At 64.1% G+C, this 16,897-nt stretch carries 16 protein-coding genes; 13 read left to right on the forward strand and 3 right to left on the reverse strand.

What is annotated here, in order from left to right:
• Positions 1 to 36 precede the first annotated feature (36 nt).
• Both K2U94_RS08620 and K2U94_RS08625 read left to right on the forward strand, forming a co-directional pair.
• Complete coding sequence (locus tag K2U94_RS08620; protein WP_243066820.1) at positions 37 to 1,833, forward strand: putative nucleotidyltransferase substrate binding domain-containing protein; 1,797 nt, start codon at positions 37 to 39, stop codon at positions 1,831 to 1,833.
• Positions 1,834 to 1,845: 12 nt separating this feature from the next.
• Positions 1,846 to 2,517 (forward strand): 3'-5' exonuclease, encoded by a 672-nt coding sequence (locus K2U94_RS08625; RefSeq protein ID WP_243066821.1) that lies wholly within the window; start codon positions 1,846 to 1,848, stop codon positions 2,515 to 2,517.
• 61 nt (positions 2,518 to 2,578) lie between these two features.
• Here the strand turns inward: K2U94_RS08625 and K2U94_RS08630 are convergent, their stop codons facing one another.
• A complete protein-coding gene (locus tag K2U94_RS08630; RefSeq protein ID WP_243066822.1) occupies positions 2,579 to 3,169 on the reverse strand; it encodes an acetate uptake transporter in 591 nt (196 codons plus the stop codon).
• 321 nt (positions 3,170 to 3,490) lie between these two features.
• Here K2U94_RS08630 and K2U94_RS08635 point away from each other — a divergent pair, with 321 nt between their 5' ends.
• The 4 genes from K2U94_RS08635 to K2U94_RS08650 all read left to right on the forward strand — a co-directional run bounded on the left by K2U94_RS08635 (position 3,491) and on the right by K2U94_RS08650 (position 6,175).
• Positions 3,491 to 4,282, forward strand: coding sequence for an enoyl-CoA hydratase (locus K2U94_RS08635; RefSeq protein ID WP_243066823.1), 792 nt, complete (start codon positions 3,491 to 3,493; stop codon positions 4,280 to 4,282).
• Positions 4,283 to 4,288: 6 nt separating this feature from the next.
• Positions 4,289 to 4,705, forward strand: coding sequence for a hypothetical protein (locus K2U94_RS08640; RefSeq protein WP_243066824.1), 417 nt, complete (start codon positions 4,289 to 4,291; stop codon positions 4,703 to 4,705).
• A gap of 302 nt (positions 4,706 to 5,007) precedes the next feature.
• Positions 5,008 to 5,361 carry a helix-turn-helix domain-containing protein gene (locus K2U94_RS08645; protein ID WP_243066825.1) on the forward strand — a complete coding sequence of 118 codons (354 nt, stop codon included), beginning with the start codon at positions 5,008 to 5,010 and terminating at the stop codon, positions 5,359 to 5,361.
• A gap of 469 nt (positions 5,362 to 5,830) precedes the next feature.
• Complete coding sequence (locus tag K2U94_RS08650; protein WP_243066826.1) at positions 5,831 to 6,175, forward strand: hypothetical protein; 345 nt, start codon at positions 5,831 to 5,833, stop codon at positions 6,173 to 6,175.
• Positions 6,176 to 6,184: 9 nt separating this feature from the next.
• Here the strand turns inward: K2U94_RS08650 and K2U94_RS08655 are convergent, their stop codons facing one another.
• Both K2U94_RS08655 and K2U94_RS08660 read right to left on the reverse strand, forming a co-directional pair.
• Positions 6,185 to 7,192, reverse strand: coding sequence for an NAD(P)H-quinone oxidoreductase (locus tag K2U94_RS08655; protein ID WP_243066827.1), 1,008 nt, complete (start codon positions 7,190 to 7,192; stop codon positions 6,185 to 6,187).
• A gap of 13 nt (positions 7,193 to 7,205) precedes the next feature.
• Positions 7,206 to 7,955: a sulfite exporter TauE/SafE family protein gene (locus K2U94_RS08660; RefSeq protein WP_243066828.1), complete on the reverse strand. Its 750-nt coding sequence runs from the start codon at positions 7,953 to 7,955 to the stop codon at positions 7,206 to 7,208.
• 246 nt (positions 7,956 to 8,201) lie between these two features.
• Here K2U94_RS08660 and K2U94_RS08665 point away from each other — a divergent pair, with 246 nt between their 5' ends.
• From K2U94_RS08665 to mfd, 7 genes are all read left to right on the forward strand, one after another.
• Positions 8,202 to 9,170: an ABC transporter substrate-binding protein gene (locus K2U94_RS08665; RefSeq protein WP_243068833.1), complete on the forward strand. Its 969-nt coding sequence runs from the start codon at positions 8,202 to 8,204 to the stop codon at positions 9,168 to 9,170.
• The gene (locus tag K2U94_RS08670; RefSeq protein WP_336606157.1) at positions 9,167 to 9,925 is read left to right on the forward strand and encodes an ABC transporter ATP-binding protein; all 759 of its coding nucleotides are present in this window, start codon (positions 9,167 to 9,169) and stop codon (positions 9,923 to 9,925) included. The genes K2U94_RS08665 and K2U94_RS08670 overlap by 4 nt, the downstream gene beginning before the upstream one ends.
• The gene (locus tag K2U94_RS08675; protein ID WP_243066829.1) at positions 9,922 to 10,692 is read left to right on the forward strand and encodes an ABC transporter permease; all 771 of its coding nucleotides are present in this window, start codon (positions 9,922 to 9,924) and stop codon (positions 10,690 to 10,692) included. Before K2U94_RS08670 ends, K2U94_RS08675 begins: the two co-directional genes overlap by 4 nt.
• On the forward strand, positions 10,676 to 10,999 hold the full coding sequence (locus K2U94_RS08680) for a hypothetical protein (RefSeq protein WP_243066830.1): 324 nt from the start codon (positions 10,676 to 10,678) through the stop codon (positions 10,997 to 10,999). Before K2U94_RS08675 ends, K2U94_RS08680 begins: the two co-directional genes overlap by 17 nt.
• Positions 11,000 to 11,323: 324 nt before the next feature.
• On the forward strand, positions 11,324 to 12,613 hold the full coding sequence (locus K2U94_RS08685; RefSeq protein WP_243066831.1) for a DUF2778 domain-containing protein: 1,290 nt from the start codon (positions 11,324 to 11,326) through the stop codon (positions 12,611 to 12,613).
• A gap of 238 nt (positions 12,614 to 12,851) precedes the next feature.
• Positions 12,852 to 13,148 (forward strand): FAD assembly factor SdhE, encoded by a 297-nt coding sequence (locus K2U94_RS08690; protein ID WP_243066832.1) that lies wholly within the window; start codon positions 12,852 to 12,854, stop codon positions 13,146 to 13,148.
• 104 nt (positions 13,149 to 13,252) lie between these two features.
• On the forward strand, positions 13,253 to 16,765 hold the full coding sequence (gene mfd, locus K2U94_RS08695) for a transcription-repair coupling factor (protein ID WP_243066833.1): 3,513 nt from the start codon (positions 13,253 to 13,255) through the stop codon (positions 16,763 to 16,765).
• Positions 16,766 to 16,897 lie beyond the last annotated feature (132 nt).

Consider the following 16,897-nt stretch of genomic DNA (forward strand, 5'->3'; position numbering starts at 1 on the left):
TTTCGCTGATGCGCAGCTTGCGGGCGGCGGATCTAAATGTCTGTCCTTCTCGACACTACGACGGCGCCCTTCGACCGCCTGACCGCCGACGAGGCGGAGGCCCTTCGCGGCGCCTTGGACGTCGCCTATTTCAAGCCCGGCGAAACGATCATCGCCCAGGGCGCCGCGCCAGAAGGCCTCTATGTCATCATCAAGGGGGCGGTGGAGGAGCGCGCGCACGGTGAACTGGTCGGCCTGCTCGGCCCCGGGGATTTCTTCGACAGCCGCGCCCTCGTGCAGGGGGCGGGCGTCAGCGGCTTCGTTGCGCGCGAGGAAACTCTGTGCGCCCTGGCGCCACGCCCCGAGCTGTTGCGGCTCATCAATTCCAATCCGCGCTTCGGCGCCTTTTTCTACACCGACATCTCGCGCAGGCTCGAAGCGCTCGCAGAGCGGGACGAATCGAACCAGATCGAATCGATGATGCGCGCGCGGGTGCGCGATCTTTACCTCATGCCGGCGGCGATCATCGATTCCGACCAGCCGATCGTCTCGGCGGGCCGAATCATGCGCGACATCGATTGCAACGCGCTTCTGGTGCGCGATGGCGAGCGCACGGGCATCGTCACCGGGATGAATTTGGCCAAGGCGGTGGTGCTCAATGGCTCGACCATCGACGAACCCGTCGGGCGCATCGCCCAATACGACCTCGTCGCCATCGAGCCCGACGAATTCGTCTCCCAGGCGCTGCTGCTGATGACCAAGCACAACAAGCGCCGCGTCGTGGTGAAAAAGGGCGACGATTTCGTCGGCATTCTCGAAGACATCAATCTCCTGAGCTTTTTCGCCGGCAATTCGCAGCTCGTGGTCGGCCGCATCGACCGCGCCGCGACCGTACCGGAACTCGCCGTCGCGGCGAAGCAGATCGCGGAGCAGGTCCGCCCGCTGCGCCGGCAGGGCGTGAAATTCGAAGTGGTGGCGGAAATCATTTCCGATCTCAACCGGCGGCTGTTCGCGAAATTGTTCGAACTGCTCTGTCCGCTCGAACTGCGCGACAAATGCTGCCTGATCGTGATGGGTAGCGAGGGGCGGGGGGAGCAGACGATCCGCACCGATCAGGACAATGGCCTGATTCTCGCCGGTCCGGTGGACGAAAAGGCCCTCGACCGTTTCCGCAACGAATTCTCCGGGGCGCTGGCGGAGTTCGGCTTTCCGCCATGTCCCGGCGATGTCATGGTCAATAATCCGCTCTGGTCGCGTACATTCGCCGAATATGTCGCCGATTTCGGCCTGTGGACGACCGCGCCGGACGACCAATCGGCGATGAATGTCGCGATCTTCTATGACGCCGAAGCGGTCGCCGGCGACGCGACCCTGCTGGAGCGCGCCAAGAAGGTTTTGATGGAAAAGGTCGCGGGAGAAAGGGTGTTCCTGGGCCGTTTCGCCAAGGCCATCGAGGCTTTCGAGCCGCCGATCGGCCTGTTCAACACCTTGAAGACATCGGAAGGCGAGGGCGACGCGCTCGACCTCAAGAAGGGCGGCATTTTTCCGATCGTTCACGGCGTGCGCTCGCTCGCCATCGAACAGGGACTGGAGGAAACCAACACCTTCAAACGCTTGGCGAAACTGGCGGAACTCGGCCTGCTCAGGGAGAGTTTCGCCCGCGATCTCGCCCGCGCGCTGGATTATCTCATGACCATCCGCCTCGACGCCCAGATCGACGCCGCAAAAAGCGCGAGCCTGCTGAAGCCCGCGACCCTGACCAGCATGGACCGCGACTTGTTGCGCGATTCCTTTCAGGTGGTGAAGCAGTTGCGCGAACTGGTGCGCCGGCGCTTCAACCTCGCGATGTTTTGAGGCGCGAACGCCATGGCCCTGCGTTGGCTCTCCCGCTTGATGGACCGAGCGACCCTCGGCGACAAAAGCTATGATTTCCTGTTCGAGCCGGGCCCGCCCGACGAGGTGGTTTCCGTCGATTGCGAAACCACGGGCCTCGATCCGCGCCGCGACGAAATCATATCGGTCGCGGCGATCCGGATTCGCGGCGACAGGATTCTTTCGAGCCGATCCTTCACGGCGGTGGCGCGGCCGCGGGTCGCCATTGCCGCGGAAGCGATCAAGGTGCACGGCCTGCGCGAGATCGATGTCGCCCGGGCGCGGCCGATGAGCGAAATTCTGCCCGGTCTTCTGCATTATGTCGGCGGGCGGCCGCTCGTCGGCTATTACATCGATTTCGACATCGCCATGCTTAACAATCATGTCACGGAAATGCTCGGCGTGCAGCTGCCCAATCCGCGCATCGAAGTGTCCAGCATCTATTACGAGCGCAAATATGGCGACGCGCCGCCCGGCGCCCAGATCGACCTGACCTTCGCCACTATTTTACGTGATTTGAAGCTGCCCTTGTTCAATCAGCACGACGCCTTCTCCGATGCGCTGATGACGGCGATGATCTATTTGAGCCTCAAGGATTTGCGGGCGCGCGGCGTCCGCATTCCGCGCGCGCGCACACGGAGCGCGGTCGATCATCACGGCATGTGAGGCAAAAAAAGCGGACGCCGGGGACCGGCGTCCGCTCCTGATTTTGTCGGCGGCTTCAGCCTCAGGCGAGCGGCGCGCCGACCGGCAGGACGTCGCGGCCAAACACACTGCGGAAGACGACGTGGAACATCATGTACCAGGCGGTGAGGGCGCAGACGATCAGGTCCCAGGCGGCGATCGGCTTCAGCGAGGGCCGGCCCCAGAACACCAGATCGAGCAGGATGAAACCAATCAGCAGGGTGAGAAAGGTGAGGAACATCGCCTTGCTGATCTTGAACGAGGCGATCCACAGGCCGGCGGTGAACAGGGTATAGCCGAACAGGAAGAAGCCCACGTCGTTTTCATTCAGGGCCAGCATCTTGTTGCCGGTGGTCGAGCCGAGCAGATAGGCGCAAAGGATAATCCAGAAGGCGCCATAGCCGGCGAAGGCGGCATAGCCGAAATTATTGCCGGTCTTCTGCTCCTGGAAGCCGGCGATCAGCTGACCGACGCCGCCGAAGACGAAGCCGCTCCAGATAACCGGGGTGATGCCCATCCAGCCGAGATTGTGGAATTGCAGCAGCATGGTGGTCATGCCGAAGCCGCCGAGGCCAACCACGGCCGGGTTGCCGAGCACGGGCGCCACAGGATCTTTATCGATAGTTTCCGCCATTTTCCTCTCCCTAGTCAATCGTCACGACTCATCCGTGAAAGATTTGGAATGGCCATGACAATACTGACGGCGCCCCCTTTTTTAAAAGGAATGATAACGCCGTTAGTTTCATGGGTGACATTTTAGCTTGGATTTGAGCGACTTGCAGAGCAGCGCCCTGCATTTCACTTAAACCATCGGGCCTCCGGGGGCGATTATACAATCTGACTAATTCTTAAGCAGCAGTCTGTTTCAGTTCGAAAATTTCTCATGCGCACGCGCCATCCTCCTCTAAAATGCGCGCCGAATCCGCGCCGATCCGAATTGTCGGCGCGGCCCGGAATGTTCAGGGAGCGCAGGATTTTGAGCGACGTCACCCTTTTCGAGAACCGCGACGGAATCGCCCATTTCGTCTTCAATCGGCCCCACGCGCGCAACGCGCTGACCTTCGAAATGTACGAACATTTGCGCGAGGCCTGCGAAAAGGCGGATGCGGATCGTTCGATCAAGGCGCTGCTGATTTACGGCGCGGGCGAAAAGGCCTTCGCCTCGGGCACCGACATCGCTGAGTTTCGCGCGTTGCAATCGGCGCAGGACGCGGTCGATTACGAGATCAAGATCGAGCGCGTGCTTTCAACTCTCGAAAAGTGCCGGGTTCCGACCATCGCGGCCATCGCCGGCGCCTGCACCGGCGGCGGCGCGGCGATTGCCGCCTGTTGCGACCTGCGGATTGCCGCGAGCAGCGCCAAAATCGGTTTCCCCATTGCCCGCACTCTGGGAAATTGCCTTTCCGTCGCCAATTACGGCCGTCTTGCCGGAATCATCGGCGCGGCGCGGGTCAAGGACCTCATCTTTACGGCGCGGCTTATTGACGCAGAGGAAGCTCGGATGTTCGGCCTGGTCGGGGAGGTCGTCGCGCCCGAGGCTTTGGCCGCCCGCGCCGAGGAACTGGCGAAGATTGTGGCGAGTCACGCCCCCCTGACCCTGCGCGCGACCAAGGAAGCGCTGCTGCGCCTGCGTCCGCCGATGGAGACGGGCGAGGATCTGGTCATCATGTGCTATCGCAGCGCCGATTTTCAGGAAGGCATGGAGGCCTTTCTGGCCAAACGACCGCCACAATGGCGTGGCCAATGACTATCCATGTTACAGGATCACGAACCGCTGACGGCAGCGCAATTCGGCGCTCACGCCCAGGCCTATGTGGCGAGCGTGGTCCATTTCGGCGGCGCCGGACCTCGAAGCGTTGTGCGCGCGCTCGACACCCATTTGCAGGCGGTCGAACTGCTGCGCGACGTCTCCCATGCGCGCGACCATAAAGTCGGCCAATGGCGCGAGAAGCTGGGGCAAGCGGGCTTCGCGGTCGAGCAAGAGACCTTTTGGCGCCTGCGGATGTATTTCGCCGCCTGGACGCAACGTATCGGGACGCCGGCGCCGCTCGCCGAGGCGATCCGCCCGCTCCAGGAGAAGGCCGACGATGAGACACGGGCTTTTTTCGCGATAGAGAGCGACGGGTCGTTCCAACTCGACGCAGCGATGTTCTTGGTGGCCGCAGTTTGAACAACATGTTGAATCTACTTCCGATGCCAGGAAAGACTTCGGATTTTGTAATTCGACTTTATCTCCTTGCGTCATTTTGTTACCCTAGCGATAGGATATACTGAAATTCATGATTAACCCGCGCTTAACTTGCGGGTCCTCGTTGTAATGGTGCACCATTGAACGGTCGTTGGGGCGTGTCGCCCAGCCCGTCCATGGCGGGGACTCGCGCCGCGATCTTTCGACTTTTTTTTGGGTCTTGCGCCCGAGGCTATCAATGCGTGAGAGCGATGACGACGAATTTTATTGATCGGCATGTTGGCATGCGGCTGAAGGCGCTCCGCGAGAGCCGCGGCTTCACGCCGGAAAGGCTTGCCTCGGCGCTGAAAATATCCACCGGCCGCCTGCAAGATCTCGAAGAGGGACGCGAGCGTATCACCGCCGATCTGATGCGGCCTTTGTCGCGCGTGCTGAACGCGGCCCCGGCCGACTTCTTCGACGGCTTTTCGGTCACGGCGCAGGGCGTGGTCCGGCTGACCGAGGACGACGCCCGCGCGGCGGACGAGGAGGCGCGCCTGACGCGCGATTTCGCCCTAATCCGCGACGAGGACGCACGGCAGCTCATCCTCGCTCTGGTTTCGAGCTACGCCGCTTTCGGCGATCTGGCCAAGGCCTGATCGGGGCGCTGATTTATATCAGTGTGGCATAGCCTTTTTCGGCGCATTTCGTCTCCGGCGATCGAGGCGCGAGGAATCCCTCGCCGGGTCCAAAAGCCGAGCTGTTTTCTTTTCGATGAAGCTTGGTCGCCTCGCGCGCCCCTAGCACTGGCGACATGTGGGTCGAAAGGCGCCTCGGCGTGATGGGCGAGCCGGATGCCGAAATATGACCAAGGGGCTCGCGCGCCACAAACAAATCGATCCGCCGCCGCGCCAACGCCGCTGGATCGTCCATGTCCTGCGTAAAATCCGTGACTATACAGGAAGTTGAACCTATGGCCCTTATGGGGCAGCCCGTTCCAATTCCTGCGTCCGGCCCCGCAGCAGCCGGCGTCGCTCCATAGTGGCCTTGGCCGGGAGCGCCGACCTGGATTTAACTGGATAAAAACAATAGACATTATTATTTTTGGCGAAGCTACAGGAGGCCGCTATGGCGAAACTGGTTGAAAACCCCGAAGTCGCAACAGTCGCGCTGGCGTCGCTGGTCAAAATGATCAGCCTGTTGGTTGCGGAACTGGTGGTCGGGACGCACCACGACAATATCGACCTCGTCGAATCCAACGTCCGCGCCAAGCTGTTCGCCTCGGTCGATGGCGTCTCCAGCGAAGCGACCGCCGCCGGCGTCGCCCTCGCCCACCGCCTGGTCGAGCCGGTGCTGCGCGACCTTCGCGCCCGCGCCGAGGCCCGCCTTCGTGAGGAGGAGGCCGAAGGCGACGCAAATCCCGCGGAAGCGCCGAGCGCTTTGCCGAAAGTGGCGCCTTCCCGCCTCAACTGAACGCGAGGCTCATTTTCCGGCCAGCAGCACGATCTTGCCGAGATGGGCGGAGGATTCCATCAGTTCATGGGCGGCGCGCGCCTGTTCAAGCGGGAAGGTCGCGTGGACGACAGGCTTCACCGCCCCGCTGTCGAGCAGCGGCCAGACCTTTTCCCGTAAAGCGGCGGCGATCGCCGCCTTGACCGCCAGGGGGCGCGCGCGCAGGGTCGAGCCGGTCAGGGTCAGGCGCTTGAGCATCATGTTCATGAAATCGAAATCCTTGACCTTGCTGCCTTGCAGAAAGGCGATCTGCACCAGACGCCCATCCGGCGCCAGCGCCGAGAGGTTCTTCTGGAGATAGGGTCCGCCGACCATGTCCAGAATCACGTCCACGCCTTTCTTGCCGGTGAGAGCCTTCACCTCGGCGACGAAATCCTGCTCGCGATAATCGATCGCGACATCGGCGCCGAGGGTCTTGCAGAACGCGACCTTTTCCGCCGAGCCGGCGGTGGTGAAGACTCTGGCGCCCGCGTGTTTGGCGAGCTGGATCGCGGTCGAGCCGATGCCGCTCGACCCGCCATGGACGAGAAAGGTCTCGCCGGGCTTCAAGGCGCCGCGGGAAAAGACATTGTCATAGACGGTGAAGAAGGTTTCGGGGACGCCCGCCGCCTCGGTCAGGCCGAGCGGCTTCGGCCTGGGCAGGCAGAGTGGCGCGTCGGCCAAACAATAGTCCGCATAGCCGCCGGAGCCGACCAGAGCGCAGATTTCATCGCCGACGCGCAATCCCTCGACGCCCTCACCGAGCGCGACGATCCGGCCGGCGATTTCGAGTCCTGGAACCTCGCTCTCGCCCGGCGGCGGCGGATAGAGGCCGGCGCGCTGGATGCAGTCGGGCCGGTTGACCCCGGCGGCGGCGACCTCGACCAGAACCTTTCCGGGTCCGGGCGCCGGAACCGGCGCATCGCGCATTTTGATCACCTCCGGGCCGCCGGCGCCGTCGAAGAAAATTTCGCGCATGGTTGCGGGCAAAGCGGCCATCGGAGACTCCGGGTCAAAACGTCTTGAGATAGAAGTGAACACTTAGCACGAGGCCGATGAAAATCACGAACAGGCGGACAAAGAGCGCCGGAATGCGCGACCCTGCATGCGCGCCGGCGAATCCGCCCGCGATCGAGCCGGCGGAAAGCACGACCGCCTCCAGCCAATGCACGCGGCCCGAGAACAGGAAAACGGCGGTCGCCGTTGCGTTCATCAGGGTCGCAAGAAGCATTTTCAGGCTGTTCATCAGGACGATGTCCTTCAGCCCATAGAGCGTCAGGGCGGCCAGCATCAGAATGCCGATGCCGCCGCCGAAATAGCCGCCATAGATGGCGACGAAACATTGGGCGACCAGCACGCCGGTGGCGCTCAGCACCTGCTTGTCGGCCTTTTTCGGCATGACCATTCCGGCCGCGAACACCAGGGTTGCGCCGAGCAGGAGGAAGGGCACCAGACGCTCGAACACGTGTTCGGAGGTGGATAGCAGCAGGATCGCGCCGAAAAAGCCCCCGACCAGCGAAACGATCGCGAGGATGCGGCCGTTGATGCGCGGATCTTCCAGGGTTTTGGCCAGGCTGTCGCGATAGGCGTAGGTCGTCGCGATCTGCGCCGGGAACAAGGCGATGGTCGAGGTGGCGTTGGCGCTGATCGCCGGCAGTCCGGCGCCGATCAGGGCGGGAAAGGTGAGGAAGGAGCCGCCGCCCGCCAACGCATTGATGAAACCCGCGCCAAAGCCGGCGAGGACGAGAAGAAGAAAATGCATGGGCGGGAGGTCCGGCAGGCAGCAGGCCCTCCTTTAGCGGCAATATTACGAGAGGCCAAACAACTTGTTGCAATGCGGGATAAAATTCCCCCGCGGCGTCCTGCGGTCTTGACCCGGAGCGCTGGATCGCCTCTCCTGCCGGAGCCATTCTTTCGCGGAGAGGACCCCGTGAATCATATTCCGCCCAAGGCTTTACCCTCCCTGTTCGCCGACGTTTTGTTGCGGGCGCTTTTGATTGCTGCGCCGATGTTTTTTGTGGCGCCGCCGGCCTGGGCCCTGGACAGGGTGGTTTTCGCTTCGAACTGGCTGGCCCAGGCCGAGCACGGCGGCTTCTATCAGGCGGTCGAGGACGGGACTTACGCCAAATACGGCCTCGACGTGAAAATCGTTCCCGGTGGCCCGGAAAGGAACAACCGCCTGCTGCTCGCCGCCGGCCGGGCCGATTTCTACATGGGCGACAATCTGATCGGGGAATTTTCGGCGCTCGCGGAAAATATCCCGATCGTCACCGTCGCCGCGATCTTCCAGAAGGATCCCCTCGTTTTCATGTCCCATCCCGGCGCCGGGCTCGACCGTTTCGAGGATTTGCCCAAGGCTGACAAGGCCTTCGTCGGGCTGGCGACGCTCACCACGGTCTGGCCGTGGATGGAGAAGGAATGGGGGTTCAGGCGCGACCGGGTCGCGACCTATAATTTCAATTCCGCGCCCTTCATCGCCGACAAACATTCGATCGAGCAGGGCTATCTGACCTCGGAGCCCTTCGCCATCGCGCGCTCTGGCGGCTTCAAGCCCAATGTCTTCCTGCTCGCCGATCACGGCTATGACACCTATGCCACGACCATCGAGACCCGCCGCGACCTGCTGGAGAAGAATCCCGATCTGGTGCGGCGCTTCGTCGAAGCGTCGATCCTAGGCTGGGTCCATTATCTCCATGGCGACAATCGCGCCGCCAACGCTTTGATCAAGCGCGAAAATCCAGACATGGACGATGCCCAGATCGCCTTTTCCTTTCAACAGATGAAGGCTCATGGCATTGTCGAATCGGGCGACGCCCTGACCCGCGGAATCGGCGCGATGGATAGCGCGCGGATCGCCCGTTTCTATCACGAGATGGCGGCGGCGGGCGCTGCGCCCGCCGGGCTCGATCTCGCCCTCGGCTTCGATTATTCTTTTGTTAACAAGGGCCTGGGCCTGGAAGGGCTGAGCCGGAATTGAGCGCGCCGCTCGCCATTTTGAGCGATCTGCGGCTTGCCTTTCCGGGGCAGGGGGCTCCCGCGCTCGACGGCGTGCGGCTCGATCTTCTGCCCGGCGAAACCCTGTGCCTGCTCGGCCCCTCGGGCTGCGGCAAATCCACTTTGCTGCGGCTGATCGCCGGGATCGAACAGCCGGATTCGGGCGAAATCCGCTGGCGCGACGGCGTCGCGCCCAAGATCGGCTTCGTATTCCAGGAGCCGACCCTGATGCCTTGGGCCGATCTCTTCGCCAATGTCCATCTGCCGCTGCGGCTTGCGGGCGTGAGCCGGCGCGACGCCGCGCCGAAAGTCGAGGCCGCGCTGGCGGGGGTGGGCTTGAGCGACCGTCTGCGCGCTTTGCCGCGCGAACTCTCCGGCGGCATGAAAATGCGCGTCTCGATCGCCCGCGCGCTGGTGGACGAACCGGAGTTGCTCCTGCTCGACGAGCCTTTCGCCGCGCTCGACGAGATCACCCGCTGGCAGCTCAACGATGCTTTGCTCGACCTGCGCCGCAAGAGCGCGGCGACCGTGGTTTTCGTCACCCATTCGGTTTACGAGAGCGCCTATCTCGCCGACCGCGTTGCGATCATGCGCGCGCGGCCTGGCCGGATCGATTCGATCCTGTCTCTCGAACGTGGGCCGACGCGCGGGCTCGAACTGCGCCGCAGCGCCGTTTTCGCGCAAGATTGCGCGCGCATTGCGGAAGGGTTGCAACAGGCGATGGGGAGGGCGGCGTGAACGGCTTTGTCGCGCGGTTGGCTCCCCTCATTGCGCTCGCGGCCCTGATCGCGCTGTGGGAGGCCCTGGTTCGCCTGCTCGCGATTCCTCCGGCGCAATTGCCGGCGCCGAGCGTGATCGCCGCGACTTTGTTCGACAATGGGCCGCAATTGCTGGCGGCGACCGCGACCACCTTGACCGAGGCGGTGGAGGCGCTGGCTCTGGCGGCGGCCGGCGGCGTGGCTTTGGCCGTGCTGTTCGCCTGGTCGCCCTGGCTGGAAAAGACGCTGCTGCCGCTCGCCATCGCACTGCAGGTGACGCCGCTGATCGCGATCGCGCCGTTGCTGCTGATCTACCTGCAGCCGAAGGCCGCCGTGCTCGCCTGCGCCTTCCTGGTCGCCTTTTTCCCGATCCTTTCCAACGCCTCGGCCGGGCTCGGGGCGACGGACCGGGGTCTGATCGAGCTTTTCCGCCTCAAGGGCGCGTCGCGGCTAAAGATCCTGCTATGGCTCCGGCTGCCCGCAGCCCTGCCGCAGATCTTCACCGGCCTGCGCATCGGCGGCGTTTTATCGCTCATCGGCGCGGTGGCGGCCGAACTTGCGGCCGGCGCGTCGGGGCAGGGCGAGGGCCTCGCCTTCCGCATTGTCGAGGCGGGCTATCGCCTCAAGATCCCGATGATGTATGCCGCCGTGGTCCTGCTCTGCCTGTGCGGCGTGGCGCTCTACGGCGGTTTGGCCGCGCTGGACGCGATTTTGCTGCGACGGTGGCGCGATGAGCCTCGATACTAAAGTCGAATTCCGAGCGGAAGCTTTGCCGGGCGCCAATCCGAGCGCTCGGCGCAATGAATGGTTGAAACTCCAATGCCTTAAAGGGAGAGGCGGCGGCGATCTGCGGCAATTTGCCGTAGGGAAAACTTGTGTGTTGTTTCGATCACTGTCAAATAAAATTCCCGTGATCCACATTTTCGCCCTTTTTTTCGCTTTTTTTCGACTTGCTCAAGCGGCGGCGCACTCGCCCGAGTCGAATCTCATTCGGGCCGCGCCGGAGCGCATTCGTGAACCGGGAGAGTCGCGAATGCGCAAGTCATTGCTTTGAAGGAAGTTCACTTCGCAAGGCGACAGCGCTTTTCGAAGAATGCGAACGGCTGCGCGGCGCCCGCCCCCCATGGCGCCGCCCGGAATGCAGCGCCGGAAACGGGAGGGGACGGGCAGAAAATATGCAGCTTTCTCTGAGAGCCGTTAAGAGGAAATTAGGGATAATTCGCTTCAATCCTAGGACGTTCGGCGTCCTTAGCCCTTCGGCGAACCGTTCCGGCGCCACGGCGCCGTCGAATCGCTGCTCATCCACCCTGGGGACCGCTCTCGTTCCCGCCGAACCGCGCCGCGGCGCGACCAGTGTTTTGTATTCGGGGTCCGGCGTATGACCGATTGGAGCTATGAAACCTGCGATCCGGCTTTCGAAGATCGCGTGAGCCTTCCTCGGAAGGTCTTTGTCCGGGCCGTTCCTGCCTTTGCCGCCTTCTCCTTCAGCGCGGCAGTCGCGCTGCGGCTCGCGGGCGGCCTCGCCGGCCAGGCCGCCGCGCCCGCGCCCGAGCGAGTTGCGGCCAATGCGCCGGCGGCGCCCGAGAATGTCGCCATTCCCCATGTCGACCTCGCGTCGGGTCCGACGAAACCCAATCTCGACAATGCCCGCAATCCGTTCGGCGGCCTGTTCGATCCCCAGGGCGAAACCCGGGGCATGCCGGCTCTGGAGGCCCGCACCGATCCCATCGGCCCCTCTTTCTCGCCGCTTCAGGCCCAGCCTTTGTTCACGATGGTCGAAGCGCCGGACGCCGGAACCGATGTCGCCGACGCCAGGACTGACCAGCAGAGCGTTGCCCAACAGACTGCCGCCGCACAGCTCGACTCCGCCGACGACGTCGAGCACACGCCGCTGAAGCCGGCCCTGCCTCCGGTCCAGACCGCGGAGGTCGAGCAGACGGATGCGCAAGTTCAAAGCTCGGCCCAGGCCGAAATCGCGGCTCCCCTGCCGCCGGCCCGCCCGCCCCAACTCGCCGCGCTGGTGCGCTCCGCCGAGGAAGCCGCGCCGCGCCGCGAGTCGCCCTCCGCGCCGAGCCGCGCCGCCGCCGCCGCCGCCGCCACCGCGCGCGAGCGCGCCCAAGCCACGACTTTCGCGCGCAACGACCCGCGCAGCTTCTTCGACAATATCTTCGACAAACACAACGATCAGCAGCGCAAGGGGCCGCAGCTCGCCTATGCCTCGCCCGACGCCGGCGGCGGCGGCCTGTTCAACCTCTCGCACCTCTTGCCGTCCTCTCCGGCGCCGGTCACGGCGAGCGGCGGCACGGCGGTCTATGACATTTCGGCTCACACCGTCTATCTGCCGGACGGCCGCAAGCTCGAAGCCCATTCCGGCCTCGGCGCATTTTTCGACGATCCGAACCATGTCCATGTCCGCATGCGCGGCTCGACGCCGCCTGCGGTCTATAAGCTCAGCCTGCGCGAGAGCCTGTTCCACGGCGTCCGGGCGCTGCGCCTGACCCCGGTCGATGGCAATGTCTATGGCCGCAACGGCCTGCTGGCCCATACGTTCATGCTCGGCGCGCGTGGCGATTCCAACGGTTGCGTGTCGTTCCGCAATTATCGCGCCTTCCTCGACGCCTATATGCGCGGCGAGGTCCGCGAGCTGAAGGTGGTGGCGAGCCGGTAGTCCGGCTCGCGCTCCGCGCGGCTTGCCTCAAAAATCCTTTTGCTATTTCGCCCCGGCCGCCTCCAGGGGCCGCGGCCCCGATGGTTCCCGTGGGCCGGGGCTCTGCCGTTTGCCTGCATCCCGGCTTTCGTGGCGGCGATGCCGAATGAGGCGCTGACACCGGCCCCATCCCGCTCTATAAGACGCCTTCCGCCCGCGCCGAAAACCGGCGCGGGCCTTTCGGCATTTCGGAGGCTCCATGTCGGGGACGACAAGGTCGAGCGAAGGTTTGGATGCGCGCCGGCGGAAAATTCTGTTCCGCTGCTGGCACAGGGGCATGAGGGAGGTCGATCTCCTGCTCGGCCAGTTCGCAGACGCCCGCATCGGCGAATTGAGCGAGGACGAACTCGACCAGCTCGAACATTTCATGGAAGCGCAGGACGCGGACATTTTTTCCTGGTTTGCCGGCTCGAAGCCGGTCGATCCGGCCTTCGATCGTCCGATCTTCCAGACGATCAAAGCCTTCCACACCCATAACGGCCCGATTCACGTCTGACGGAACCGCTTCCATTCCCCGCCCAGGGCGTCGGCAAGGACGCCCGTCTTTCGACAGGCCGGCGGGGAGAGGGGGCGCGAACGACACCCATTCGAACTGACCCCATGCTCCACCTCCTCCGCGCCAACGCCGAACTCGAAAAAGGCCATTCCCTCGTTCTGTCGCGGGCGCCGGAAGGCTTTGACGCCTTTGTCGCCGCCGATCTCGCCCGCGCCCAGGCCAAGGCGGGCGAGGGGCGCTCCTGCGCTCTGGTTCATGTCGCGCGCGACAGCCAAAGGCTGCGCGCCTTCCGCGAGGCTTTGACCTTCGCCGCGCCCGAGGCCGAAATTCTGGAGTTTCCGGCCTGGGACTGCCAGCCCTATGACCGCGTTTCGCCAAACGCCGCGATCGCCGCGCAGCGCATGACGGCGCTGGCGCGCCTCGCCCGCACCCGCTCCTCGCTCGAAAAACCGCGCATTCTGCTTACCACCGTCGCCGCGCTCTCCCAGCGCGTCCCGCCGCGCAAGGAAATGGCGGCCAAGAGCTTTTCGGCCGCGCCCGGCGCCGTGGTCGATCTGCATGAGCTTGCCGCCTGGCTCGACGCCAACGGTTTTTTGCGCGCTTCCACGGTGAGAGAAAGCGGCGAATACGCCCTGCGCGGCGGCATTGTCGATCTTTACCCGCCGAGCCTGCCCGGCCCGGTGCGGCTCGATTTCTTCGGCGACGTGCTGGAAACGATCCGCGCCTTCGATCCGGAAAGCCAGCGCACCACCGGCCAATTGCGCTCGCTCGATCTCGTGCCCGTCAACGAGGCGCCGATCCTCACCGAGACGATCAAGCGCTTTCGCCAAGGCTATATCGCCCATTTCGGGGCCCAGACCCGCGGCGACGCCCTTTACGAAGCGGTCAGCGAAGGCCGCCGCCCGGCCGGGCTCGAACATTGGCTGCCGCTGCTCTACGACCGGCTCGACACCTTGCTCGACTATCTCGACGACGCGCCATTGCTGCTCGACGCCCAGGCGGAGGCCGCGGCGCACGAGCGTTTCGTTCAAATCCAGGATTATTACGAATCGCGCCGCAGCGTCTTTGCCCATGAGCCCGCGAGCTGCAATTACAAGCCGCTGCCGCCGGACGAACTCTACATGGGGCCGGACGAATTCGCGAAGGCGTTGAGCAGCGCCGCGACGGCGCGCTTCTCCCCCTTCGCCGAGCCGGAGGGCGCGACGAAAGTCATTGATTGCGGCGGCGCGCCGGGACGCAATTTCGCAACCGAGCGCAATGACGAAAACGCCAATGTCTTCCAGGCGGCGGTGGACCATATCCGCGCCTTGCAGGGCGAGGGCAAAAGGATCGTGGTCGCCGGCTGGAGCGACGGCTCGCGCGAGCGTCTCGCCTCGGTTCTGGCCGAGCATGGCTTGAAGAAACACGAAAACGTCTCCTCGCTCGTCCAGGCTCTCGGCCTGCGCGACGCCCGCGTCGCCTTCGCGGTGATCGGGCTGGAGGCGGGCTTTGTCGCCGGCGATCTCGCTCTCATCGGCGAACAGGACATATTGGGCGACCGCCTCGCCCCGCAGCGCAAGCGCCGCAAGCGGCCCGAGAATTTCCTGGCCGAGGTCGCGGCCCTGTCGGCGGGCGATCTCGTCGTCCATGTCGATCACGGCATCGGCCGTTTCGTCGGCCTCAAGCAGATCGAGGCGGCGGGCGCGCCGCACGACTGCCTGGAGCTGCATTACCACGGCGGCGACAAGCTGTTTCTGCCGGTCGAGAACATCGAGCTGCTGTCGCGCTATGGCTCGGAAGAGACCGAGGTTCCGCTCGACCGGCTCGGCCATACCGCCTGGCGCGAGCGCAAAGCCCGCCTGAAGCTGCGCATCCGCCAGATGGCGCAGGGGCTCATTAAAATTGCCGCCGCCCGAGCCCTGCACGAGGCGCCGAAGCTGACGCCGCCCGAGGGCCTTTACGAGGAATTCTGCGCCCGCTTCCCCTATGACGAGACCGACGACCAGACCGCTGCGATCGAAGCCTCGCTTGCCGACATGGCCTCGGGCCGGCCGATGGACCGCCTGATCTGCGGCGACGTCGGCTTCGGCAAGACCGAAGTGGCGCTGCGCGCGGCCTTTGCGGCGGCGATCAATGGCGTTCAGGTTGCGGTGGTCGTGCCGACGACTTTGCTCGCGCGCCAGCATTTCAAGAATTTTTCCGCGCGTTTCGCCGGTTTGCCCGTGCATCTGGCGCAAATGTCGCGCATGGCGAGCGCCGCCGATATGCGCGCCGCCCGCGCCGGGATCCAGGACGGCTCGATCGACATCGTCATCGGCACCCATGCGGTGCTGGGCAAGACGGTGAAATTCAAAAATCTCGGCCTTGTCATCATCGACGAGGAGCAGCATTTCGGCGTCGGCCACAAGGAAAGGCTGAAGGAGCTGCGCGCCGAAGTCCATGTGCTGACGCTTTCGGCGACGCCGATCCCGCGCACCCTGCAACTGGCGCTGACCGGCGTGCGCGAACTCTCGATCATCGCCACGCCGCCGGTCGATCGCCTCGCGGTGCGCACGTTCGTCACGCCCTTCGACGATCTCATCCTGCGCGAGGCGCTGCTGCGCGAGCGTTTTCGCGGCGGCCAGAGCTTTTTCGTCTGTCCGCGTCTGGAGGACCTCGAAGATGTCGCGGCCTGGCTTCGGCAAAATGTTCCGGAAGCCAATTTCACCATCGCTCATGGCCAGATGGCGGCGACCGAGCTGGAGGAGCGCGTCGGCGCCTTCTACGACGGCAAATATGACGTGCTGGTCTCGACCAACATCGTCGAATCCGGCCTCGACATTCCGACCGCCAATACATTGATCGTCTATCGCGCCGACATGTTCGGTCTGGCGCAGCTCTATCAGTTGCGCGGACGCGTCGGGCGCTCGAAAACCCGCGCCTATGCCTTCTTCACCACGCCGGTCAACCGCACGATCACGCCACAGGCCCAGAAACGGCTGGAGGTGCTGCAATCGCTCGACACGCTCGGGGCGGGCTTCCAGCTCGCCAGCCACGATCTCGACCTGCGCGGCGCCGGCAATCTGCTCGGCGACGAACAGTCCGGCCATATCAAGGAAGTCGGCTACGAGCTTTACCAGCAGATGCTGAACGAGACGATCGCCGCGCTCAAGGCGGGCGGCGGCGAGACGGTCGAAGAGACGTGGTCGCCGCTGATCACTTTGGGGACGCCGGTGACGATCCCCGAACATTATGTCGAGGATCTCGACCTGCGCCTGCAACTTTATCGCCGCCTCGCGACGCTCGACGAAGAGGCCGAGATCGAGAGTTTCGCCGCCGAAATGATCGACCGTTTCGGCCCCATGCCCGACGAGGTGAAGCAGTTGATGACCCTCGTCGGCGTCAAGGTTCTGTGCCGCCGCGCCCATGTCGAGAAGGTCGAGGCGGGGCCGAAGGGGATCATCGTCGGTTTCCGCAACAATTCCTTCGCCAATCCGGCCGGGCTGGTGCGTTTCATCGCGCGGCAGGGCTCGGAGGCGAAGGTGCGGCCGGACATGAAAATCGTCTTCATCGGCGATTTCGAACGCGCCAAGGACCGCCTGAGCGGCGCCCGCGCCATTTTGCGCGAGCTGGTGCAGATTGCCGAGAAGAAGGGGTAAGGGCAGCGGCCTTTCGGCCTGACCCGAAAGGCATGCTTCGGCTGGCGTCGATCCGGCTTTTTGGCGCGAGAAGGGTTCGCGCCATGCCAGCGACGGTAAGGATCACGACGGACTTTTCGGCGTCTGAACCGC

The organism is Candidatus Rhodoblastus alkanivorans (assembly GCF_022760755.1).
Taxonomy (GTDB): Bacteria; Pseudomonadota; Alphaproteobacteria; order Rhizobiales; family Beijerinckiaceae; genus Rhodoblastus; species Rhodoblastus alkanivorans.